Annotated in this window: 17 protein-coding genes; 3 read left to right on the top strand and 14 right to left on the bottom strand. The window is 40.4% G+C overall.

Features of this window, described 5'->3' with window-relative positions:
- Nucleotides 1-1,500, bottom strand: a complete 1,500-nt coding sequence (zwf, locus tag CXF72_RS09575) for a glucose-6-phosphate dehydrogenase (RefSeq protein ID WP_101038745.1) — start codon at nt 1,498-1,500, stop codon at nt 1-3.
- Between the two features lie 290 nt (nt 1,501-1,790).
- Here zwf and CXF72_RS09570 point away from each other — a divergent pair, with 290 nt between their 5' ends.
- On the top strand, nt 1,791-2,735 hold the full coding sequence (locus CXF72_RS09570; protein WP_101038744.1) for a precorrin-2 dehydrogenase/sirohydrochlorin ferrochelatase family protein: 945 nt from the start codon (nt 1,791-1,793) through the stop codon (nt 2,733-2,735).
- A 795-nt stretch (nt 2,736-3,530) separates the two neighbouring features.
- Here the strand turns inward: CXF72_RS09570 and CXF72_RS09565 are convergent.
- On the bottom strand, nt 3,531-3,758 hold the full coding sequence (locus CXF72_RS09565; protein WP_101038743.1) for a hypothetical protein: 228 nt from the start codon (nt 3,756-3,758) through the stop codon (nt 3,531-3,533).
- Between the two features lie 275 nt (nt 3,759-4,033).
- On the opposite strand from CXF72_RS09565, the gene CXF72_RS09560 reads away from it, so the two are divergent.
- Complete coding sequence (locus CXF72_RS09560; protein WP_101038742.1) at nt 4,034-5,380, top strand: magnesium transporter; 1,347 nt, start codon at nt 4,034-4,036, stop codon at nt 5,378-5,380.
- A 545-nt stretch (nt 5,381-5,925) separates the two neighbouring features.
- On the opposite strand, the gene CXF72_RS09555 is transcribed toward CXF72_RS09560, so the two are convergent.
- Nucleotides 5,926-6,774 carry a LysR family transcriptional regulator gene (locus CXF72_RS09555; RefSeq protein ID WP_101038741.1) on the bottom strand — a complete coding sequence of 283 codons (849 nt, stop codon included), beginning with the start codon at nt 6,772-6,774 and terminating at the stop codon, nt 5,926-5,928.
- Between the two features lie 577 nt (nt 6,775-7,351).
- Here CXF72_RS09555 and CXF72_RS09550 point away from each other — a divergent pair.
- Nucleotides 7,352-8,560 carry an acetate kinase gene (locus CXF72_RS09550; RefSeq protein WP_101038740.1) on the top strand — a complete coding sequence of 403 codons (1,209 nt, stop codon included), beginning with the start codon at nt 7,352-7,354 and terminating at the stop codon, nt 8,558-8,560.
- A 59-nt stretch (nt 8,561-8,619) separates the two neighbouring features.
- On the opposite strand, the gene CXF72_RS09545 is transcribed toward CXF72_RS09550, so the two are convergent.
- The 11 genes from CXF72_RS09545 to CXF72_RS09495 all read right to left on the bottom strand — a co-directional run bounded on the left by CXF72_RS09545 (nt 8,620) and on the right by CXF72_RS09495 (nt 23,063).
- Nucleotides 8,620-8,991: a VanZ family protein gene (locus CXF72_RS09545; protein WP_101038739.1), complete on the bottom strand. Its 372-nt coding sequence runs from the start codon at nt 8,989-8,991 to the stop codon at nt 8,620-8,622.
- 728 nt (nt 8,992-9,719) lie between these two features.
- Entirely contained in the window at nt 9,720-12,395 is a 2,676-nt protein-coding gene (locus CXF72_RS09540) for a cation-translocating P-type ATPase (protein ID WP_232784934.1), read from the bottom strand.
- Nucleotides 12,396-12,452: 57 nt separating this feature from the next.
- Complete coding sequence (gene ppdK / locus CXF72_RS09535; protein ID WP_198552555.1) at nt 12,453-15,113, bottom strand: pyruvate, phosphate dikinase; 2,661 nt, start codon at nt 15,111-15,113, stop codon at nt 12,453-12,455.
- Nucleotides 15,114-15,432: 319 nt separating this feature from the next.
- The gene (locus CXF72_RS09530) at nt 15,433-16,698 is read right to left on the bottom strand and encodes a mechanosensitive ion channel family protein (RefSeq protein ID WP_101038737.1); all 1,266 of its coding nucleotides are present in this window, start codon (nt 16,696-16,698) and stop codon (nt 15,433-15,435) included.
- A gap of 253 nt (nt 16,699-16,951) precedes the next feature.
- Nucleotides 16,952-17,551: a protein-disulfide isomerase gene (locus tag CXF72_RS09525; protein ID WP_101038736.1), complete on the bottom strand. Its 600-nt coding sequence runs from the start codon at nt 17,549-17,551 to the stop codon at nt 16,952-16,954.
- Between the two features lie 207 nt (nt 17,552-17,758).
- Nucleotides 17,759-18,685, bottom strand: a complete 927-nt coding sequence (locus tag CXF72_RS09520; protein WP_101038735.1) for a M14 family metallopeptidase — start codon at nt 18,683-18,685, stop codon at nt 17,759-17,761.
- Between the two features lie 392 nt (nt 18,686-19,077).
- The gene (locus CXF72_RS09515) at nt 19,078-19,491 is read right to left on the bottom strand and encodes a cytochrome c3 family protein (protein ID WP_101038734.1); all 414 of its coding nucleotides are present in this window, start codon (nt 19,489-19,491) and stop codon (nt 19,078-19,080) included.
- 85 nt (nt 19,492-19,576) lie between these two features.
- A complete protein-coding gene (nrfD, locus tag CXF72_RS09510) occupies nt 19,577-20,563 on the bottom strand; it encodes a cytochrome c nitrite reductase subunit NrfD (protein ID WP_198552554.1) in 987 nt (328 codons plus the stop codon).
- The gene (gene nrfC, locus CXF72_RS09505; RefSeq protein ID WP_101038733.1) at nt 20,560-21,237 is read right to left on the bottom strand and encodes a cytochrome c nitrite reductase Fe-S protein; all 678 of its coding nucleotides are present in this window, start codon (nt 21,235-21,237) and stop codon (nt 20,560-20,562) included. The genes nrfD and nrfC overlap by 4 nt, the downstream gene beginning before the upstream one ends.
- The gene (locus tag CXF72_RS09500; RefSeq protein WP_101038732.1) at nt 21,237-21,812 is read right to left on the bottom strand and encodes a multiheme c-type cytochrome; all 576 of its coding nucleotides are present in this window, start codon (nt 21,810-21,812) and stop codon (nt 21,237-21,239) included. The genes nrfC and CXF72_RS09500 overlap by 1 nt, the downstream gene beginning before the upstream one ends.
- Before the next feature lie 198 nt (nt 21,813-22,010).
- Nucleotides 22,011-23,063, bottom strand: a complete 1,053-nt coding sequence (locus CXF72_RS09495; protein ID WP_101038731.1) for an ethylbenzene dehydrogenase-related protein — start codon at nt 23,061-23,063, stop codon at nt 22,011-22,013.
- Nucleotides 23,064-24,154 lie beyond the last annotated feature (1,091 nt).

The raw sequence follows: 24,154 nt of genomic DNA, 5'->3' as shown, positions 1-24,154 counted from the left end.
TTATAACTCACAGTAGTCCGTATCGGTTAGATTTTTACAAGGATAGCGCCATTGATGCTTATCCCGTTTTAATAATTTTTCCGCTTCAATCGGCCCCCATGTACCGGACGCGTATCCATACAAAGGAAATGATTGTTTTTGATAGTCTAAAATGGGCTGTACAAAATCCCAACAGGCCCGCACCGCGTCGCTTCTGGCAAATAGCGTGGCATCACCTTTCAATAAATCCAGCAGTAAACGCTCATAGGCGGTTAATAATTCAGTTTCTTTCAAGTCACTGTAATGAAAGTCCATGGCGACTTCTTTGGCATCAAAACCCGCGCCCGGCTGCTTTAAGCCAAAACCTAACAGGATCCCTTCATCGGGCTGAATGCGAACAATTAATTTGTTTTCGGGGGCTTGGGCTGAAAAAACCGGGTGAGGCGTTTTTTTAAAATGGATAACTACTTCAGTGACCCGGGTTGGCAGCCGCTTTCCGGTACGCAGATAAAATGGCACCCCATCCCAGCGCCAATTATTAATAAACAGCTTAAGGGCGACATAGGTTTCTGTTCTCGAGTTATGCGACACGCCCTTCTCTTCGCGATAAGCCGGCAGACATTGCCCTCTTACCTGCGACTGAATATATTGCCCTAATACCAGGTTATTTTGCAGATCATCTTGAGAAAGTGGTTTTAAACATTGTAAAACTTTGACCACCTCATCGCGCATTGACTTGGCATTGATAACGGCGGGCGGCTCCATGGCAACCATAGCAATCACCTGTAATAAGTGGTTTTGCAGCATATCCCGCATGGCACCGGAACCATCATAATAACCACCGCGCTGTTCCACGCCCAATGCTTCAGCCCCCGTGACTTCTACATAATCAATGTACCTGCCGTTCCACAAGGGTTCAAAAATGCTGTTAGCAAAACGTAATACCAGCATATTCTGTACCGTTTCCTTGCCGAGGTAATGATCAATACGATAAATTTGCTGTTCCTGAAAATGCCGATACAGAGATTCATCCAGACTCAGCGCAGATTTAAGATCACAACCAAAGGGTTTTTCAACCACCAGCCGTTTCCAGCCGTCCGTCTCTTCATTAAGGCCAACAGCGGCAAGATGCTGGGGAATAACAGAATATAAACTGGGTGGCGTGGCAAGGTAAAAAAGGGTGTTATTTTTAAGCTCTAGATCCGTATTAATACGGGTAATACGTTTTTTCAGCAGTTGGTAATCATTGACGTCGCTGGTATTAATCGCCTGATAAAACAGGTGTTCACAAAATTTATTTAATAAGTTTTCATTACTATTTTGGTCAGATTTTATGTTTTTTATTAATTTACTGCGGAATGTCTGATCATTATAAACGCTGCGACTTACCCCCAGAATAGCGAAGGACTTTGGCAGTTTTTGATCGATATAAAGATGATAAAGCGCTGGAATAAGCATGCGCTGCGTGAGATCGCCTGAAGCGCCAAATATGACAATACAGCTGCTATCGATGACTGACATTGAGAATCCTTATATAACAGATAAATATAAAGTTTACTTTAATCAAAGGTTGCTGAGGCCTGAGCAGCTTATTATAACCAGTGGTTTTATAATAACTGCGACTGCAGACGCAGATTAAAGCGGACGGAGAGCCTTAAGCGGCCGATGCTCAATTCTTTGTTAATTTTCAAACTTACGTTATGATTGTTACCCTCTTTTTTGAATAATAAACAATAAGTTAAAAAATAATTTATCGGGGTGATACTTAACGGTATTCGCTTTAACCAAAATATTTGTTAACTAAGGCCAGAATGATGGACTATTTCCCGATTTTTTTAGATGCTAAAAAGTTTAATGCCGTGATTATCGGAGGCGGTAATGTTGCTGCGCGAAAGATTGAACTTCTGCTCAAGTCAAAAGCACAGGTAACCGTTATCAGCCCGGCACTTAAAGACAGTGTGAAAGAACTGTTAACAAACCAGCAACTCACTTGGATTAAAGCTGAATATGCACCTCATTTTCTGGACAACCACCAGTTAGTGATAGCTGCAACAAATATCAGATCGGTCAACATTGAAATCAGTATTGCGGCAAATAAGCGCGGTATGCTGCTCAATGTGGTTGACGATCCTGAGCTTTGCAATTACATCACACCCGCAATCATTGACCGGGATCCGATGATCATTGCCATGTCCAGCTCGGGTAACGCCCCTATATTATTGCAAATGTTAAAATCTCAAGTAGAGCAGATGTTGCCCGCAGGTTACGGCAGATTAGCGCGCTTTTGTGGTCGCTATCGCATTGAAGTACAGGCCAGAATCAAACAGTTTTCCGAACGTAAACTGTTCTGGAAAAAAATATTGACCGGTGACGTCGCCAAACAGCTACTGGCGGGTGATGAAGAGCAGGCTGTGGCGCTGTTTAATCATGCATTGACCACTGACACATTTAAAGAAAGCGGCAGTGTCAGTATTATCCGAATTTATGATCAGCAACCTGATAATTTAACCCTGCAGGCGTATCAAAAAATGCAGCAGGCTGATGCCATATTTTTAGACTCTGATATTACTGCGTTATTTTTTGATTACGGGCGGCGCGATGCCGCTAAATTCCAAAAAATAGATCTCCATAATATTGAAAAATTGACCAATAATAACCAACAAGTTGTGATTATAGCGGCACATTCTACCCAATTAGGATCAGCCTTTAACACCGACTCTCCCGTCTCAGAAATTATTTGCGGACGTCTTATTTAAAAAACTGCGATCGATCATAATCTCGCCTTTCGACGATTAAAATATGGCGCTTCGAAAACTGAAAAGGGGCAGCGCGCCCCTTTTATAGTTTTAGGTGAATATTGTCTGTGAATATTGTTCAGTTAAAAGAAGCAACGCTTAATGCAATGATAAATTTTTAATCATAATCACGCCGGTTAATTAATGTTTCACTAACGACGTTTTTAGCAACGCTTAATGCAATGATAAATTTAGCCGCCACTCACTGTTTATTATTCCAAGCAGAAAGCAATGAAATATTTTATGCTTGCATTAGTTACATTGGCTACTTTTCTTACATTATCGAATAAAAAAGGTAAAGGTCAGAAAAAGAGTAAGATGCACCGCGAATAGCAATAACTTGCTATAGGGCAGCATGGCCAACGCTATTTTTCACCTCTGAATCAGGTGTATTTATCTTTCGGGAGTTTTTGCAGCTACGAGTAAATTTTTTATACAAGGCAGAGCCTGGAATTTCCTCTTTTATAAAGACTGAAATTTACAGGCCTATTGATGGAATATCTGCAACACTTTATGAAATATCTGCAACAATGTTAGCAAGAAGTTAAAATAGCCTGCACATTTTCGACCTTGTTTGTACAAAGCAATTGTTAAGCATAAAAACAGTAAAATTCGTTGCTAGTGACGAATGATTTTAGCCGTTATTCTGGTCATTGTATTAAAATCGAGTCCGTTTTATTCACTCGCCAACTTCTTTATAGCTTTGAGCCTAATCATCACCTACATTTTAGTCCAGTGACCCTATGAATTTTAGCTCTAGTCATCATATAAATAGTCGAATTCTTTTTTTTCTCTTATTTTTTCAAGTTGGAACTCTATTTGTCCCTTAATAATTCGTTTATTTTTATTTTTAGAACGCACTTTTTGGACACTAGATTCTTCGTTAGTATTCTCAGATTCCAGATCGGCTAAATCCTTAAAATAAGGACTAGTTTCATCTTCTTGCTCAAGATCGGCTTCTGCTACACTATGACTGTTATTCATTTAAAATCTCTATCGGGTCAGAATTTGGTGCATAATCAGGCTTTTTCCTGCAAAAACAAAGCGAAAAATTTTGTTCTTAATGATTCATTTTTTTTGTTAAAAAAAAGAGACCTAATACGCCGGAATATGAAGTAATAGGCAGTTTCCCTTTGCGATGGAATAGCGAATCTTTGTTACTAATCCATTAAATTTAATTTATTATTTTCAGCTTATTAAAAACTCTCCAGCGCATTTTTTATAGTAAAATGAGTCTCTCATCCACAAGGATCCAGCTTATGTCATTTGAAAAACTGCCTTTTTTCATTGAAATGCTTAATGATAATATTGAAAATCGATCGGCGTTGGCCGACGTTGTCACTGAATTAGAAAACAGCTTGTCTTTTGAACAAATAGCGGTCTTATTGGAAGCATTCCCAATTCCATTAAGAAAATTAATTTGGCAATTGATAAGCCAGGAAGTGCAGCAACAAGTTTTTATTGAAATGCGTAATGAATCACGGCAATTAATTTTAGATGCCAGTGCAGATGAGCAATGTTTCCCGTTATTTGAGAAATTGGATGCGGATGAATTATTAGATCTGTCAGAAAATCTGAGTGATCGCTTTGTTGATTATGCGGTTTCTAAAATGACCGCTAAACAAAGAGCATTATTTAAGAAAGCACAAGAATTCTCAAATGATGAGGTTGGCCATTGGCAAAGTTTTGACGATATACAGATTCCCGAACGACTAAAAACATCAGCGGTAAAAAAGATTCTTTCAAATTTTTTACCGCCTCTCACTGAAGTCTTTTATGTCACTGATCATGATGCAATATTAATCGGAGAAGTTGCCATTGCGAAGCTTATCGCAATGCAGGATGATATCCCAATATCTACCGTTGTGAATAGAGATCATGAGGTTTTACTTTCTACTGATAATATTTATTCTGCTGCTGAAAAGGTCATTATCTCGGGTAAAGCCGCCTTACCCGTTGTTGATACAAAAGGGTGTTTAACCGGCAGGTTAGATTTACAGCAGGCCCATGCTATAAGGGAAGAGCAAAAAGATATTCAATTATTTAAGTCCTCAGGCATGGTCGAAGAAGAAGATCTGTTTTCCAATATATGGATCAGTAGTAAAAATCGCGCGGTTTGGTTAGGTGTTAATCTTGTGACTGCTTTTTTGGCTTCTTGGTTTATCGGCCTATTTGAAGGTACGCTGCAACAAGTTGTCGCGCTTGCCGTACTGATGCCCGTTGTCGCCTCAATGGGCGGAATATCGGGAAGCCAGACATTAACCTTGATTATTCGCGGACTTGCATTGGGGCAAATAACCGATGCGAATCAGAAAGCCATTGTCATAAAAGAGCTTAAAGTGGGCTGCATAAATGGATTACTGTGGGCAGCGATCATTGCGGGCATTACCTATATCTGGTTTGAAAATCCATTATTATCCTTAGCTATTTATATCGCCATTCTGGGCAATATTATTATTGCTTCACTTTCCGGTGTCTGGGTGCCCTGGTTGTTAACTAAACTGAAAATTGATCCTGCTCTTTCGGGGGCTGTAATATTAACCACGGTAACAGATATTTTTGGCTTTATTACCTTTTTAGGCTTAGGTGCCTTATTTCTGACTTAATACCAAAGGAATGAATGAAGTGAGCAATTATTGCGAAGGAAAAATTAGCACTTAAGTTGCATTCGATCGTTGTACTCCTTCACAAAATCGTATGGAACGATTTTGAACAGCTTTAGCTGGCCACAAAGTGGTGAAGAACAGGATGTTCTGAATAAAACTCACAACGCAGTTAGGGATGATTTTAACCAGCAAGGGTGATCACCTTTTTAGTTCTTTTGGTATATACCCATGATACTTCAAGATGCAAAGTCAGCAAGGAAAATTGTGCTGAGATGCTAGGCATAAAATTGAAGGTTAGTTATTCTACAGAGAGATTTTATAACAACGCAGATTGGCACAATTTACCTTGCCCTACGGGGCGCAAGGTCGAAAACCAGCGCTGCGTTGCACCAATCGAAAAGGGAATAACCATTACCTCATGTTGCATCTTGCTCTGATCGAAGAGCTTGCGCCTGACAAAGCATGTTGAAGTAACATGGGTATAAGTCAGTCAACTTTCATTTTTACCGCTGCAACATTCAAAACGGCATCAATGAAAGCGTTTCTTAATAAATCATCTCCGGAAAGTATTGGATTGCCTGCTTGATAACATCTGCTTTATGACTTTTTGCCAGATAAATAGCAAATATTTCCCGAGAATAGACCGGCGCATCATCAATAAGGTAGAGTTTTTCGCAGCTTATATGATCGATAACCATCTGACGAGGCAAATAAGCACATCCGCCGGCTTCTAATATGTACTCTAATGCGACCCGAGGTTGACTCATGAAATGTTTGGCCGGTGGCGCATTTTTAAACTCTCTCAGATGCTGAGTATTGACCGATTCACCATAATCAACCACCACATAATCATTTAAATTCTGTGTTTTTATATCAATATTGGATTGTGTGGAAACAAGATGCAGTGGTACTGCCGCTACCTTTTCCGTTACCAATTCTTCAACAAAGGGAGGTTCAAACAAAAAGGCGATATCAGTAACACCGTTTAAAACACTTTTTCGTAACTCAAGGGGCGAACTGGCATTAGTTAATAAACTAATCTCCCCCATGTTGCGATGTATTTTTTGTAACCAGGTCTGTAAAATAACATCCCAAATAGACATCATTGAACCTATGGCTAACTGCGTGGTTTTCTGGTCTGAAACACCGACATCTTGTTTCGCTTTTTGCCACATAAAAATAATTTCGTGCGCATGTTTAATTAAACGATCTCCTGCCGTTGTCAATTTAAGATGCTTTTGACGGCGATCAAATAACAATACCCCTAAGTCATCTTCAAGTAGTTTAATTCTTGCACTCACGGCAGATTGAGTGATAAATAAAGATTCAGACGCCAAACGAAAATGCAGCGTTCGACTGACTTCTAAAAATGTTTTAAGCAATTCAATTTTCATTTACTGGTCACTCTCAATTAATTAATTTTTTTATCAAACAATCAAAATCATGATTTATTGTACCTCTATTATTGCGGGCATACTAAAAATAATCAGCGGCTTTTCAAGGTTGAATCTGGCCGATAAAAAGAGGCTGAGAGTCGCTGTTAAAATCAGCATAAAGCGTCATTGGAATGCAAATATAACCCCAGTAAAAGGCAATCAAAGTTGTCCCGCAGCGACTAACCTTTTTTTTGGCGTTTTGTTGTATTTACCCATTGCCTTTTTATTATCCCGCTGCTCGACAACAACGGCAAATATTTATCACATAATAAATCATCACGTTAGGCCTTTAATCATAAAATTTACAGTTAGCTTAATGAGATTAAAATCTAATGCTAAAGCGAGCTTGATGAAAACTATATTGTTATCTTTCAACTTCGCCTGTATCCTACGCACCCTTTGATATAGGCTATTTAATAGGGTGTTTTTCGGCTATTCGGCATTTTCTAAAAATAGACAATATACCCTTTATAAAAACCCACAAAATATCAATCTGATCCACTGTTTTTTACACAATAAATAGGAAATATAATACATGAGCAACAAGCTAATTCTTGTACTTAACTGCGGCAGTTCTTCACTGAAGTTTGCCATCATCGACATGTCAACAGGTGAAGAAAAACTATCAGGTCTTGCTGAATGCCTGCATCTGGATGATGCGCGCATGAAATGGAAATTGGAAGGCGTGAAAGGAAGTGCAGATTTAGGTATTGGCGCAGCTCATGAAGAAGCTCTGAACTATATTGTCAATGAGATTCTGTCCAAACAACCTGCATTAAAAGAAAACCTCTTTGCAATTGGTCATCGTATCGTACACGGTGGTGAAAAATTCACTCAATCTGTAGTGATCACCGATCAAGTGATTCAGGGCATTGAAGATTGCGTGTCGCTGGCGCCTTTACATAATCCTGCTCACCTCGTTGGTATCCGTGCCGCACAGCATGCTTTTTCCGGACTGCCAAATGTAGGCGTATTTGATACCGCTTTTCACCAGACCATGCCTGAACAAGCGTTTTTATATGCACTACCTTACAAACTTTACCGTGAAAATGGTGTCCGTCGTTACGGCATGCACGGTACCAGCCACCTTTACATCTGCCTTGAAGCTGCCGGAATATTAAACAAACCCGTTGAAGAGTTAAATATTATTAACTGTCACCTTGGTAACGGCGGCTCTGTTTGTGCGATTAAAAACGGTCAGTCCGTTGATACTTCTATGGGTATGACACCCTTAGAAGGTTTGGTCATGGGGACTCGTTGTGGTGACATTGATCCGGCCGTTATCTTCCACCTGTATGATGAATTAGGTTATAGCATGGCAGAAATAAATACTATGCTGACTAAAGAGTCTGGATTATTAGGGTTAACTGAAAAAACATCTGATTGTCGTTTTGTTGAAGATAACTACGATACGGATCCAGCAGCGAAACGTGCCATGGATCTATACTGCTACCGTCTGGCTAAATATATAGCCAGCTACACGGCAGCATTAGACGGGCGATTAGACGCAGTGGTATTCACCGGCGGTATTGGTGAGAATTCAGCACCAATACGTGAACTAACACTGGCGCGTTTAAGTTTATTAGGTTTTAAAGTAAACCCGCAAGAAAACCTGGCAAACCGCTTTGGTAAATCATCGAATCAGGGCATTATTACTGAACAGGATAGTACGGTCGCAATGGTTATTCAAACCAATGAAGAGTGGGTTATTGCCCGTGATACATTAGCCTTAGTAAGCGCTTAATTACAGCTCTTATTGACGATAAAGCTTGTAATAACCCGAGTGTTATTACAAGCTTTTCATTAGCTATCTTGGTTTATCAAAGAGGGAAACACTCTGTGTATTAACTGTGCGAATAGGATACTGAACATAATGCCGCTCCAATTTGCGACAAGATCAAGCCAATCATTAGTACGTCCAACCAGAGGTTGCAGTAACTCAATTCCGCCGCTTAAACAAAGAAAGAATAACGCAATGAGCAACCAATGCTGAGGTTTTTTCAACGCGACCGGAAACATTAATAATGCATAGGCAATAAAATGATGCATTTTATCTCCACCTGGTACGGAGGGTAAATTAATACTAAGGTTGAACGACAGCAGCGTAATCACTGTCAGCATGAAAATGGTGCAGGCAAACCAATAATTACGCATTATTGTTAATAAGATAATCATTCATATTCCCGTTAAAAATTTTAAACCGCTAATTAATTCTGTAAAACCAATAGATTCACTAAGGGTGCCTCTAACCCGCTCCGCCGCTGTTCATTTTAAATGATGGCATGCAATTTTACAGCCTTTGATACCAATAAGATATATTAATTGGATCAAGCGATAGGGGAAGATACTATTTTTTAGGCCGCAAGTAAGTCAAATGTCATCCATAAAAACGACAGTATCGAGTTTAAGTCATCGACAGATATATACCCATGTTACTTCAAAATGCTTTGTCAGGCGCAAGGTCTTCGATCAGAGCAAGACGCAACATGACCTTTCGAGCGATTAACTGCGTTAATCCTCTAGCGGTAGATGTAAATGCAAGCATTTACATCTTAAATGATTATTCCCTTTCGATGGGGGCAACGCAGCGCTGGTTTCGAACTTGCGCCCCGTAGGGCAAGGCAAATTGTGCCAATCTGCGTTGTTATAAAATCGCTATCTAGGATAACGATACTTCAATTTTATGCCTAGCATCTCAGTACAATTTTCCTTGCTGACTTTGCATCTTGAAGTATCATGGGTATAAAGGCGCTTTATTAGCCTTTGTATTTTACATCAGAAAAATTATTCCTCTAGAATATTTTAAATTAGCCGTTAATAAAACTTGTTATGGGAAGATCACAAGCCAGGTTGAAGCCTTACTTAGCAGAACTCGCACTTTCCTATTTTATAATAACTGCGATTCAAGATCTGCTGCTTTTTTGTTGATTTTTATTTCTTACGGTTTTTTTTCTTAAAAAATATTTATGCACCTCCTCCGCAAAAAACAGGGTACAAGCAACGGATAATAATCCCCCCCACTGCGCAACTGTAATGGGCTGGATTTGCAGTACATTATTCAGTACCGGTGTATACATTGCGCCGATATGAATAAGTTGCGCAATGGGGACAGCTAATATTAAAAATGGATTGGAAAATAATGGCAGACTGAAAAGTGATTTTTTTTCTGATCGGCTGGAAAGAACATGAATATTACCAAACAACACCATTAACATTAAGGTCATATTACGTGCATTGTGCAGATCGGTTTCCATTTTAATTAAATAGAAAAAAGTAGTAAAAGCGAGTACTCCCATCACCGTGCCATTAACCACTACATGCTCAATGATGCCGCGCTCAAATATCGGTTCACTGGGTTTTCTTGGCGGCTCCGTTAACTCATTTCCCTCTTTAGGTTCAAAGGCTAATGCAACATCCTGTACGCCATTGGCAATTAAATTAAGCCACAATAATTGGATGGCGGTTAACGGCATAGGTAAGCCGCTTAATACGGTCAGAAAAAACAATAACAGGGCTGAAAAACCGGTGGCGATTAATAATGCGATGACTTTGCGAATATTGTTATACACAATTCGCCCCTGTTCAATGCCGTTGACAATGGAGGAAAAATTATCATCGGTGATAATTAAATCTGCGACCTCTTTGGCGACATCGGTGCCCTTTTTCCCCATGGCAATACCGGCATTCGCCCGCCGCATTGCCGGAGCATCATTAACCCCATCTCCGGTCACCGCAACAAAATGCCCCGCGCGCATAAAACTATCAACAATCATCTCTTTTTGAGTCGGCTCGATGCGCGCAAATACTCGGACGGAACGAATAAGATCATCAAAATTTTGCGTACTTATCTTTTGCGCTTCTTTTATCATTGGCCCGGTAACAACCTGACTTTGAAGCGATGCCAGCCCCAGTTCAATCGCTATCGCCAATGCCGTGGCAGGGTGATCTCCGGTGAGCATTGCAACTTCTATTCCACCCGTTTGGCATTTTTTGATAGCCTCTTTTGCTTCAGGTCGAACCGGATCGATCATTGCAACCATGCCCAAAAAGGTCATTCCTTCGAGGTGATCCAGTGCATTTTTAGCCGTTGGAATTTGCCGTATCGCCAGGGCAATAATGCGAAATCCTTTTCCCGCCAATTGTTCAAACTGAGCCTGTATTTTTTTGTGATCGATAGGTATCGTCCCTGATGGGGAATGCATATGAGTTGATAATTCCAGCATTTTTTCCGGACTGCCTTTTACATAAAGACAGGGTTGTTCCTGATTCAGATTTAAACTGCCGCCAAATGCTTTTTCAGACTCATAGGGAATAATTTCAAGTTGTTTTTGCTGTTTTCTAATATCGGAGACAGAAAGACCTAATTTTTTGGCTAACACTAAAAAAGCAATATCAACAATATCGCCGTCCGATGCCCACTCACCGCCCGAATAATCTAAATGGCTTTCATTGGCTAATACCCCGGTAATACAAAGCTCCCGAAGCTGCATGATATTCTCACCTTCTATTGTACCATCAGCAACACCTTGTCCTGAGACCTTATAAATATCACCCTCCGGCAAAACAACCTGCTGAATGGTTAGCTCATTGACTGTTAAGGTACCGGTTTTGTCTGAGCAGATAAAAGTACAAGAGCCTAAGGCTTCCACTGCGACTAATTTACGAATGATCACATGGTGCTTCACCATGCGCCTCATACCGATAGCTAAAGCAACCGTTAACGCTGCAGGTAAACCTTCGGGGATAGTAGATACAGCAAGCCCTATCGCCATCATAACCATGATATCTGTTTCGTATCCCCCGATCAGCAGCATCAAAAAAATCAACATAAGTATTGAGATAATAATGGCAAAAGCCACTTTATAGGTAAATTTTCGCATCCGTATTAATAAAGGTGGTTCAGAAATCCTTTGCGCAGAAACATGAGTGGCAATATTGCCTATCTCTGTATTAAGACCGGTATTGATAACGATTCCCTGTGCCCGTCCGTGGGTAACTATGCTGCCGGCAAAACAGCGGTTAAATTGATCACTAATGGGAGCCCCTTTTTTCACTTTGGTGTGAGTGTTTTTAGCGACGGCTAAAGATTCTCCAGTGAGCATAGATTCATCAACAGCAAGATCCTGTGCTGCAAGCAGTTCAATATCGGCAGCGACTTTATCCCCGGAAAATAAAAGCAGCAAATCCCCCGGGACAACACATTCAGCGTTAATGGTCTGCGCATTACCATCGCGAATAACGTGGGCTGAGCCTTTGATCATCTGCTTAAGTGCATGGGCTGATTTTTGTGCGGAATACTCTTGAATAGTGCCTATAATGGCGTTAATAAATAACACCGTTATAATAAAAACGGCACTGGGTAGCTGTTTAACCATAAAGGATACAATCGCAGCAACACATAAAATATAAATAAAGGGGCTCAGAAATTGTTTAATAAAGATAAGAATGAGACTGCTGGGCTTTGAGGAGGGAAGACGATTCTCTCCATACTCCTGCAATCGCTGAGCCGCATCGACTGAGCTGAGACCCTGTTCTTTAGCGTCTATATACATATCAATTGTTGCCTTCAGTACTGTCACAAAAAACGCCGGATAAAGAGATTACCAAACGTTTAAGTTTAGGTGATTGACTATTTACTATTCATTTATTAAAGCTGCATGGGCAGCTGCCAAGCGCGCAATGGGCACCCGGTATGGCGAACAGGAAACATAATCCAGACCAATTTGATGACAAAATTCAACACTCGAAGGCTCTCCTCCATGCTCACCGCAGATACCAACTTTCAAACCGGGTCGGGTCTGCCTGCCCTTTTCAGTGCCCATTTTCACTAGTTGGCCAACGCCGGCACGATCCAATGTAATAAAGGGATCGCTTAAAAATAGCCCATTTTCTATATAATAAGGTAAAAATCGACCGGCATCATCGCGCGACAAACCATAGGTGGTCTGGGTTAGATCATTAGTGCCAAAGGAAAAGAAGTCAGCTTGCAGGGCAATCAGATCAGCCAATAAGGCGGCCCGTGGCAATTCAATCATAGTGCCGATTTGGTAGTCGACTTTAACGCCATAAGCGGCCATTACCTTTTCTGCCACTTGGACCGCTTTTTCGCGCAGAACCTTCAATTCGTTTACATCAGCCACCAGCGGGATCATGATCTCCGGAACAATTTCATAATGCTCATTTTTAACCAGTTCACAAGCGGCTTCCATGATCGCTCGAACCTGCATATCGTAAACCTCCGGATAAGTGAGACCGAGTCGACAACCACGATGACCGAGCATCGGATTAAATTCATGCAGCTCTTCAACATGCGCTTTAACTTCCGAAAAACGCATGCCGGCAAGGGCCGCAAGATCGGCGATATCATCATCATTCTGTGGTAAAAATTCGTGCAATGGAGGATCCAGTAAGCGAATAGTGACAGGCACTCCTCGCATCTCCCGGAACAGTCCGATAAAGTCATTTTTCTGCATCGGCATGATTTTCGAAAGCGCCCTTTCCCGACCTTCTAAATCGGTGGACACAATCATTTCACGCACCGCTTGGATCCGTTTAACGTCGAAAAACATATGTTCAGTACGACACAAACCTATCCCCTCTGCGCCGAACTCTCGCGCAACCTTGGCATCATGGGGAGTGTCGGCATTGGCTCTTACTTGCAGGGTGCGGAAGGTGTCGGCCCAACTCATTAAGGTGCCAAAATCGCCACTGACCGCTGGTTGCACTTTTGGGACATCGCCAAGAATAACCTCACCGGCTGCTCCGTCCAGAGTAATAATATCCCCGCGCTTGATGGTATGTCCTGACTTAGTCACCATTACCTGTTTTTCGTAATCGATATGCAGATCTCCACAACCTGCGACGCAGCTTTTACCCATACCCCGAGCGACAACCGCCGCATGTGATGTCATGCCGCCGCGCGAGGTTAGAATGCCCTGTGCAGCGTTCATACCATGAATATCTTCAGGACTGGTTTCAATCCGAACCAGGATGACTTTCTCTTTCAATCTGTTTTGTTGTTCAGCTTCATCGGCATTAAAGACCACCTTGCCGCTACAAGCACCAGGGGATGCAGGTAAGCCCTTAGCGATTATATTTTTGTTCACGGAGGGATCAATCGAGGGGTGCAGTAATTGCTCTAGTTGCTCCGGTAAGACTCTTAATACTGCCTCGCGTTTGTCGATCAGCTTCTCAGCAACCATTTCCACAGCAATCCGGATTGCAGCTTGTGCTGTTCTTTTACCTGTTCGGGTTTGCAGCATATACAGCTTGCCGGATTCGATAGTGAACTCAAGATCCTGCATATCACGAAAATGTTTTTCCAGAGTATTACGGTGATCCAATAGTTGTGCGTAACACGCCGGCAAAACATCTTCTAATGCCGGCAGGTCGCCCGGTTTATATTTAGCCTTATTAATAGGTTGCGGTGTGCGAATACCGGCAACAACATCTTCACCCTGAGCATTGACTAAAAACTCACCATAAAAATAATTTTCTCCCGTTGAGGGATCGCGTGTAAATGCAACGCCGGTCGCACAATCATTACCCATATTACCAAAGACCATGGCCTGCACATTGACCGCTGTTCCCCAGTGGGAGGGGATATTATTTAGTCGGCGATAAGTGACCGCTCGCTGATTCATCCAGGATCCAAAGACAGCACTAATAGCTTCCCAAAGTTGCTGCTGCGGATCAGTTGGAAAATCAAGGCCAAGCACTTGCCGATAACTGGCTTTGAATGCAGCGATTAACTGCTGCAAGTCTTCGGCACTCAACTCATTATCATTTTGAATATCTTTCGCGCGTTTTTTATCCTCTAATAACTTTTCAAAAACATCACCATCCACTCCCTTGACAACGTTAGCGTACATCTGAATAAAGCGCCGATAGGAGTCATAGGCAAAACGCGGATCACCACTCAAGTTAATAAGTCCCTGCACCGTCTGGTCGTTGAGCCCCAAATTAAGTACGGTGTCCATCATGCCGGGCATAGAGGTGGGAGCACCGGAACGTACCGATAATAATAAGGGGTTAACCGGATCACCAAAACCTTTCGCCATCTGTTGCTCAAGCTTTTTAAGTGCCCCATTCACTTGCGACTCCACGCCTTCAGGATAATGACGATCGTGTTGATAAAATGACTTGCAGACTTCGGTTGTTAAGGTGAACCCGGAGGGAACGGGCATCCCGATTGCAGCCATTTCAGCGAGATTAGCCCCCTTTCCACCGAGTAATTCGCGTTGCGAGCGATCACCGTCAGCTTGGCCTTTAGTAAATAAATAAACATATTTTGCCATGATCATTGCCTCTTAGCCTATAAGCAGAAAATAGATCTCGCTCTGTTTTAAAAAGTAATTTAAGGTGAATTAATTATTAACTATTAAGCTGTTTATTAAGTATGAGTGCGATTGATAAAAATGCAAAATAGTTGCCCGATAGCAAAAGAAATACTTATTGTAAAACAGCCCAAAAGACTTAAATTGTTGCTTTGAGGATAGCCGCTTTTTAATTAAGGGTAGAATTCATACTGAGGAAAAAATGTCGGCAAGACTTAGCAAGTTGAATGGTGTTAGTTAATAATGCGCCGGCAAAGGCGCAAAACGAGTATCGCATTACTTAATTATTAGCGGATCGACCGAACGCTTTTTCAAAATCAGAACCAATAGGATCCTGAAAAACTCTCAGGCCAAACTCAGGAATAACAGCTAAAATATGGTCAAAAATATCCGCTTGAATTCCCTCATAATTAACCCAGTCCTGATCGTTACTAAAAACGTAAATTTCAATGGGTACGCCCGTAGAACTTGGTGCCAACTGCCTCACCATAAAAGTAAAATCTTGATGTATTTTAGGATTTTTTTTCAAATAAGCGGATAGATATGCCCTGAAGGTACCTATATTAGTGAGCCGCCTGCCATTAGCAAGGTTACTTAAATCGTTTCCTGTTTCTTTATTGTAAGTCTCTATTTCTTGTTGTTTGTTAAGTAAATAATCTTTAAGAAGCTCAATTTTCATAAAAGACTGAAGTATTTCTTGATCACAAAATTTGACCGATGTCATATCAATTGAGATAGAACGCTTGATTCGGCGCCCTCCCGACTCGGTCATTCCCCGCCAATTTTTGAACGACTCGGACATCAAAGCATGGGTAGGAATAGTGGTGATAGTTTTATCCCAGTTTCTGACCTTAACCGTATTAAGGGTTATATCAATCACGTCACCATCCGCATTACGACTTGGCATTTCCAACCAGTCATCAATACGTAACATATCATTGGCAGTAATCTGCATTCCGGCCACCAGGCCAAGGAGAGTGTCTTTAAAGACGAGCATAATGATCGCCATCATCCCGCTCATGCCTAAAAATAATGCCCAAAGATCCTTGCTCAGCAGAAGTGAGATGGCGGCGACCGTTGTAAAAATCCACAGAATAATTTTGAGAACTTGAATATAATTGTTGATTGGACGTTGCTTGGACATTTTGTAGGTACGGTAAATAGCATCAAATGCAGCTAGCAGACTATGAATAACAAGGGCAAAGGCAATAATCAAATACAGCGAAGTAAACTTAGAAAGGTTATCCAACAGAAGCGGGTAATCATCTGCCGGAAAAATGATTTTTGAAGCCACACTAAAGACCAATATTGGCATTAGATGAGACAAACGGGTGAATACATGACAGTCGTAAAAAGTGTTATCCCATTGACTTTTAGTCTTATCAATAAATTTTTTAACAAAAACAGTTATTATTTTTTTGGTGATATAATTAGCTACCACCGAGATCAGAATAAGTATTAACAGCACTGAGATAACTGACATATCTGTTGCTAATGCTTGATCTGAAAAAAGTGTCTGATACTTTTTAATAACGGTATTAATCATTAATCTTATCCTTTGATGTTTATTCAATAATATAATCTATTAGGGTCTGTTCTTTTTTTACAATAGAATAAACAACAATTGCAAATTATACCAAATTCACTCATTTTACATTCATTTATGCTGCTTAGTGTAATGAATATTAGTTGTTGAATAACGTCATGCTTTATAAGCGCTTATCAAAAAAAAGCTTTACAATAATATTGTAAAGCTAATAAATCACAGCAATAAAAAACACTATTTAACCTTTATATTTTTAAGCTAACTCTTGTTTTATCGCCTCTATTATCGCTTCAGGTTTACTTAAATACAGTGAATGGTTTAATAACACCGCCTTTTCATCGACGATTAACAATAAAGCGGGGAAGTCAGTTGTTTTCATAAACTCTTGAACTTCACTGATATCAGACAAGGTATATTCAGACTCACTGCTTAATTCATCTTTGAATATTTTATTAGGTGGCGATAACTTAAACTGCTCGACAATCTCATTAAAATCGTGTTTACATCCGAAGGGATTACCTTCAATAAAGTGGGCTTTTTGCAATGCGTTTAGAACACCTAATTCTTTCTCTGGTTGTTTATTTTGCAACCAAGCCATAAAATTGGCCGTCATAATCGCATTTTTAGGACTATCGACAAAACGTTTATACTGTTGGCCAAATTTCACAACACTTTCTTTTGCGACCCGGTCCATCTTCTCATGGCCAACACGATCACTGCCATCATAATGAGCACAATGCCATAAATGGATTGTCATTTCAGGGCAGGATTTTTCGATCTCATTAAGTAAAGCAGTACTTGCGTAGCTCCAAGGGCAGTGAGAATCATATATAAAAAATAATTCTGGGGTCATTCAATTAATCCTTTTTAATAAATAGATTTGAGACCTGACGGGTCACAGATTAAGGTCTATTTTAATGCAAATGGGGGCAGAGTATATAGGTGTTCGCTTTTTGGCAGAAAATCAGTAAATTAAAGGGTCATTTAAGAGATTTTCAAGTACGGCAGACCCCATGCTGAATACATAATTTAGCCTGATTAATTTTATTACCTTATGTCATTAAACAATATTTTCGTTAATTAAATAATCAAGCCCACCTGTTACCGCCGCAACCTGCGCATTAATACAATCTTCTCCTGTCGCCTGAGGGCTATCGGGATAAACCTCTGTTGTTGTGCAATAGAGTGCGTTAGTAAAACCATTACACAGCCCTAACTGTTTAGTGTCATAATGAATAACACCATCTTGGCTAACGGACTCTCCAATAATTTTCCCATTTGCATCAACAGGGGCAATATGAGTCACTTTTCTAACCGCTTCAATAATAGCACCTTGAAAATCATGCTTGGGATTATTGGTATCGGCAACCAGATAAAAACCATCGGGAATATCCGTAAGTTCTTGCTCAACACCATCTCTGGCCGTTAAAGCAGGTCTAAACTCAGTATTATCCGTGTCCGTTGTTTCATGTAAATCAATATGAGTCATAAAATTTAGACGATGTTTTTTAACATATTCCATCAATTGAGATGCCTCAAGAGAGGGGCTTGGTTGATAAAATGATCTATTTGGATCCGTCGCATCGGGATTCCAACGGTTAACCGTTTCATAACCCCACGGGCTGATGCAGGGGGCGACAGCAATATTGAATTTTTCAGCATAGTTAAGGCCATGTTTCTCAATAAAACGCAGTGCCCCATGAACTCCGCTAGTTTCATAACCGTGGACACCACCGGTTATCAAAATTGAAGGTTTATTATTATCCCAATCGCGGGTTGTGACTATATAAAGCGGATAGTTATAGGGCGAATAACAAAGTTCACCATATTGTTCAACCCTAAAATCTGTCGCTAACGCCGTGATTTTTTTGAGTACATCATTTTGATATGAACGTTTAATTGTCTGTTTTTCAAACCATGCTAATTTATCTTCCGCTTGCCATTTTTGGGGGCGTGGCGTTATTAAATCAGTTTGTTGTTCTTTCATTATATTGCCTTACCGACGGTCGGAATTAGTTTATAAAACACGCAGATCTATGCGACTTAAATAAGAACGATTGGAGGACAATATAATTATTTGACATTACCTGCAACTCAATGAGTAAATAAGTTTTTATTACAATCTTATCTAGCCGTTAATATTCTGTCATCACAACCGTAAAAATAGATAAACAGTCTGACCGCATTAACCGCATGATAAAGATTGCAATTAGAAAAGCCGTTTCTGCAACTCACATTCAGGTTGAGTTATTCATGCGTAAGACAGGAAAATATTTCAGAAGTTAATGTTGCCACTATTCTGACACAAGGGCGAACAGCGATAGATATACTGAGAAAGAGTGTGTCCGTTAACATAACATTATTTATACTAGAGCCGCTTTATTTTTCTTTGAGGAACTGCGAGGTAGTTTCAACTACTCTCTGGTATTTAAATAAGGGCTCGAATGCATCATGGTCATCGTCGTGACAGTCTGAACAAAATTCTTTAGGATCTGTTTTTTCATGGGTGATATGGCACTCTGTGCAGGGCATATCTTCCTCCTCACGATGCTTTATATTATGCCATTTACCTTCTAAGAACCCATATTCATCATGACATTCAATACAGCTGCTTTGTTCAAATTCCAGCCATGTAGAAGGTTCCTCTTTTTCATGGCAGGCACCCGCGCAGTCTTGATCTTTTAGATGAAAATTAGCTAAGTTCTCCTGATCCGGATTGGGTAAGTCTGCCGCCCCGGCCATAGCACCCCAGCAAAGCGCGAAACTTAACAATAACATCTTCAATAAATTCATAATAAGTCACCCACCATACTTAAGCATAGTTATATTTTATCAGTATTAAAACAGGACATTTTTATATCGTATCTGGAAGTACGCTTCAGGCTGGTGTCATTTGCCCGGCATAAAGAATAAACATCCTTAATGACATTACTCCGACCAGAGTCAATACGGCGCTACTCAGAATGAAAGCATTACTGTGCTTAACCTTAATCGAGGTAATTTGATTCATCATCAAGGGTAAAAGAATACCAATACCCATTACGCCAACCCAAAAAACACCTGCCCAAAAACCACCTGAAATAGCGGCATCGATAGAGACTTTATCCATTTCACCTCCGAAGTTCATACCAATAATCAGTATTATCAGTAAGGCCAATTCGGACCAAACAATAGGCTGTTCCAGGCGATGACTTAGGGTCATGCCTGAAGTCTTTGCATTGGCGGAGAAGAAGGTCGTCGCTAATAAAATGGTTGCCGCAATGCCCGATGACAAACCAGAGGCTAAAAAGAGTAAGGGTAGAACAGGTTGATTAAGTAAAGGATATGAATTTAAAGCGGAAAGCAAAAATCCAGTGTACACCCCAAGCAGAACAGCAAGTATCGCAATAACAAACTCAAGTTGCCTCTCAACCTTGGCAATTAAATCCCATAACCACAAAATACCGAGTATTTTCATTGCCCAAGGCATAAAACGTGCCAGCAATGTTTCCAACTCCTTCCTAAAGACCAGCGCTATCCATGCAAATGTTGTTATCTGATAAACGATAAACAGCGTGACACCACGGCCCATGACTGAAGTTGGGTTAGCAAATTGATAAACAATCACCTTCCAAAAATGCAGAGGTTTAGTTAAATCAAAAACGAGGATCACTAAACCAAAAATAACCATACTCGGCACAAGAATTGCTGCCGCTTTAATCAGCGGATTTTTCGCAGCCTTCTCCGCCGAGGGTAATTTCCATTTAATAAACAGCGCTAAACACATTGCCCCGGAAGAGATACCCAGCACAAACAGATAAATTGCGATAGGCCAGTGCCAGACAAGGGAGTCAAAATGCAGAGCCTGCTGTAAACTTTCCATCATAGTTCAATCTCCCCTTTCAGATCTGGCACTCTAAACATTTTTGGTTTAGTACCCAGATGTTTTTTATAACGGTAGATTGTTTTTTGTTGCAGGGTTTTAACAATTTCACTGTTTGGATCATTGAGATCACCAAATACAAGTGCCTGCTGCGGGCATGACTGTACACAGGCCGGTAATTGCCCTTTTGCAAGATTGGTATCGCGGCAAAAATTACATTTATCAGCTGATTTAGTCACGGGATCGATATAGCGAACTTTATAGGGACATGCAGCAATACAATACATGCAACCAACGCAGCGATCTGCATGTACATCCACAATCCCGGTTTTTTTATCAATAAAAGAAGCACCCGTCGGACAAACATTAACACAAGGTGCATCTTCACAATGCTGGCAAGATTTTCTAAAAAACTGATAATCAGCATTCGGAAACTCACCACGGGGCTCACTACGGATAATCTCTAAACGGCTCACTCCCTCCGGGACATTATTGGTTTCCCGACAGGCATCAACACAGGCTTCGCAACCAATGCACAGGGTTTCATCGTGGATCATCCCATAACGCTTTCCATCAATGACCAAGGTTTGAATAACAGATGTGCCAGCAACGCCGGCAGTTGCGAACATGGTTGTGGCACCTAGACCCGCTAAAAATTTTCTTCTGGAATAGTCCATCATAGCTCCCCTTGTGATTCATTTATTGAATGATGACAATCAACACAAAGTTTTATTCTCGATTTTCGCTCGATATTAATGATGGGATCAACTGCATCATGTAATTTATGGCAAGAAGCACAATTTATCTTTTTATAATGCACATCGTGTGTCCATTCCGCTTTGCGAAGCTCAACAGGAGTATGACATTTTAGACATTGGCCATTTTGTTGTGCTAATGGGGTAGGTGAATGAGCAGCAAAACTAATAACACTAACGTCTTGTTTGGGATGTTTACCCTTATCTCCATGACAAGCGGTACAATTATCGTAAAATTTTTCACTGCCATGTGCAGCACCCTGCACTGTTACAGCGGGAATTTTTTTTAGTTTTCGTTCTACTTGATGACAGCGGATACAACGTCTATTTTCTTTAATCAGTTTTTCCATCTCAGCTTTATTTTCAACCTGTATTTCAAAATCAGCCGCGGGCACCAAGATATTCCGCTCCGAAACGACCTTATTACCAGCCGCAAGGCCGGGCAGGCATAAAATGCATAAACTCATAAAAATTAATGACCGCTGTAATAGCCTCATATATCCTCTTTTTATTTAAGGATCTGAATGGTTATAGCTTTAACATTAACCTCCACGGGCGACTGCTATTCTTACCCGCAGGGGTTGTTTTTATCTTTAATCAACTAAGTATGATTTATTAGTTATAAAAAACGTTGTGACAGTATAACCAGCTGCACCAACCAGCTGGTTATACTGTTCACCTATTAATAATAGGCTTTATTTGAACTTAAGATCCAGCACGCCACGGTGATAAACATGATTTATTTGAGAATTATCAAATACTGAAATACCAAATGGATACACCTTAGTCAGATCGTTAAACTGAACATCTTGAGTTGCGGCTTGCTCACCCGTGGTGACCAACTTACGTTTAATTTCAATAGTCCAAACACCCTCTTTCCAAACACCAACTGCATCAATATCAGCACGAGAACCTGTAAATGGCTGCGTTATAATACCTGGAATGCGCGTAGTCTTGTCATAGTCGGCTGTAAACGGTTGTTTTTCAGAATCAAAAATAGAGGGAGCATTCTCACTTGGATTTGCAGAAACAAATGCAGGTTGTCCATTTTCATCAATATTATTGACATAACCGCCACCTGTTTTGTGATCCCCCTTGCGTCCCCAATTAGCATTTTCTTCAGGATCTGAGGTGCTATCTATATATTGATCATCTATTTGATTATTAACACCGGTACGGACTCCTTTCCAGTGCCACATATCCAAGGTTTGACCTGCTTGGGTATATTTACGCGCGGGAGATTTACTATCAAATCCATTGACTTTTCCGTCATCTGCACGATGGCAGGCATCATTGCAGCCTTTTTCTGCGAAATCATCGGTGTTTATATCCCAGATAATAGCGGCTTTGTCTTCGTAATAAGTATTATCGTGGCCGGTGTCATCTTTATTTGATAACTGCTTCCAGCTGCCATCAGCTTGTTTCATCCATGGAAAACGATCCAGACTTTTGGTTGGATCTGCATAACTCATCAAGAAATAGATATATTGGTCGTCATAAAGGGACTTCATTTCAACAATAGTTCTTGTAATACCTTCATAACCGTTGCTTGGTTTGTAAGGCTGTTTGTCAATTTTAACCTTCATGCTTGGCGCTTTATCCCAGGCAGCATCAGCCATTCCATCCATTTTTATTTCTGACATGCTTTTAACACTTTCCAAGGTAGTATTTTCGGCTTGTACAGCACCAAAGGGTATGAGTGAAAAGACAAGAGCGGAACTAGCAATTAATGATTTTTTTAGTTTCATGGCTGTTATTTCCTTTACAGTGAAAATTAAATAGCATAATGACAGTGTCAAGTAGTACAGCTGAACTTTAGATCATCAATAATACTTAACTGCGGGTGCAAATATAATCAAGTCCTAAAATGAAGATACCTAAAGAACACTCATACTGTAGGGTAATATTGTTCCCTTCCTTCCCCCTTTATTTGATTTAAAACAATATTTATATCAAATAAATGTAATACAGCAGTGTGATTATTGCTAATGAGTCATTGAGCACACTCTATTTGGCAAAATTTACAACTTAAAATCACATTATTATCTTTAATTAATGCCAATTCGTTGGATACTGAGAACTATTTATGGAGGTGTAAATTCAAATGATGCCCGTGCTATTAAGCGTTTAAAATCGTATTTAAAAATATAAAAACAGACTAATTGGTTTTTCGGATTAGTCTGTTTTTCCATGCTAAAAGCGCTTATAACTGCAAACGTTTAAACGAAAAAATCCCAGCTGACGTTAGTCACAGGAGTTTATCTGGATTTAATTGCTTAGCTGGTGCGGAATACCCGCGATGGAACAGGGTTCGCAGACATAACCCAGACTGTCGCCAAACTGCAGGCAGCTATAGATCACACAAAAGAAAATACAATTCCCTTCTGAAGGAAACTGTTAAAATATCCATTAAAATCAAAAATTTAATATATTTTACTTTTACAATGTGATTATTTTTTTGCTATTAATGAATGTAGACGAGCATGGAATATTTTTATTAGTTATGTAGAGAGACTGCTATTATTATCTGTAGGGTGCACTCTATGCACTCTATGCACTCTATGCACCGCAAGCAGCGACAATCGGTGCGCGGAGCGCACCCTACAAGCTGCACAATAGATTGGATAAATATGCAATGGAATTGCTACTATGTAATCTGTAGGGTGCATTCGATGCACCGCAAGCATTAGCAATCGGTGCGCGGAGCGCACCCTACGAACGGTCTATTTTCCCCATGCTCGAGTAGTCATCGCCACAAGCGCTTAAACAAAAAAATCCCTGTTGACATCAGTCAACAGGGATTTATCTGGATTTAATAGCCTAGCTTGTGCAAGAAGCT

The organism is Psychromonas sp. MB-3u-54 (assembly GCF_002836415.1).
In the GTDB taxonomy this organism is placed as follows: domain Bacteria; phylum Pseudomonadota; class Gammaproteobacteria; order Enterobacterales; family Psychromonadaceae; genus Psychromonas.
Note: the sequence above shows the minus strand (reverse complement) of the source record. Positions and strands in the feature narration are given on the sequence as shown.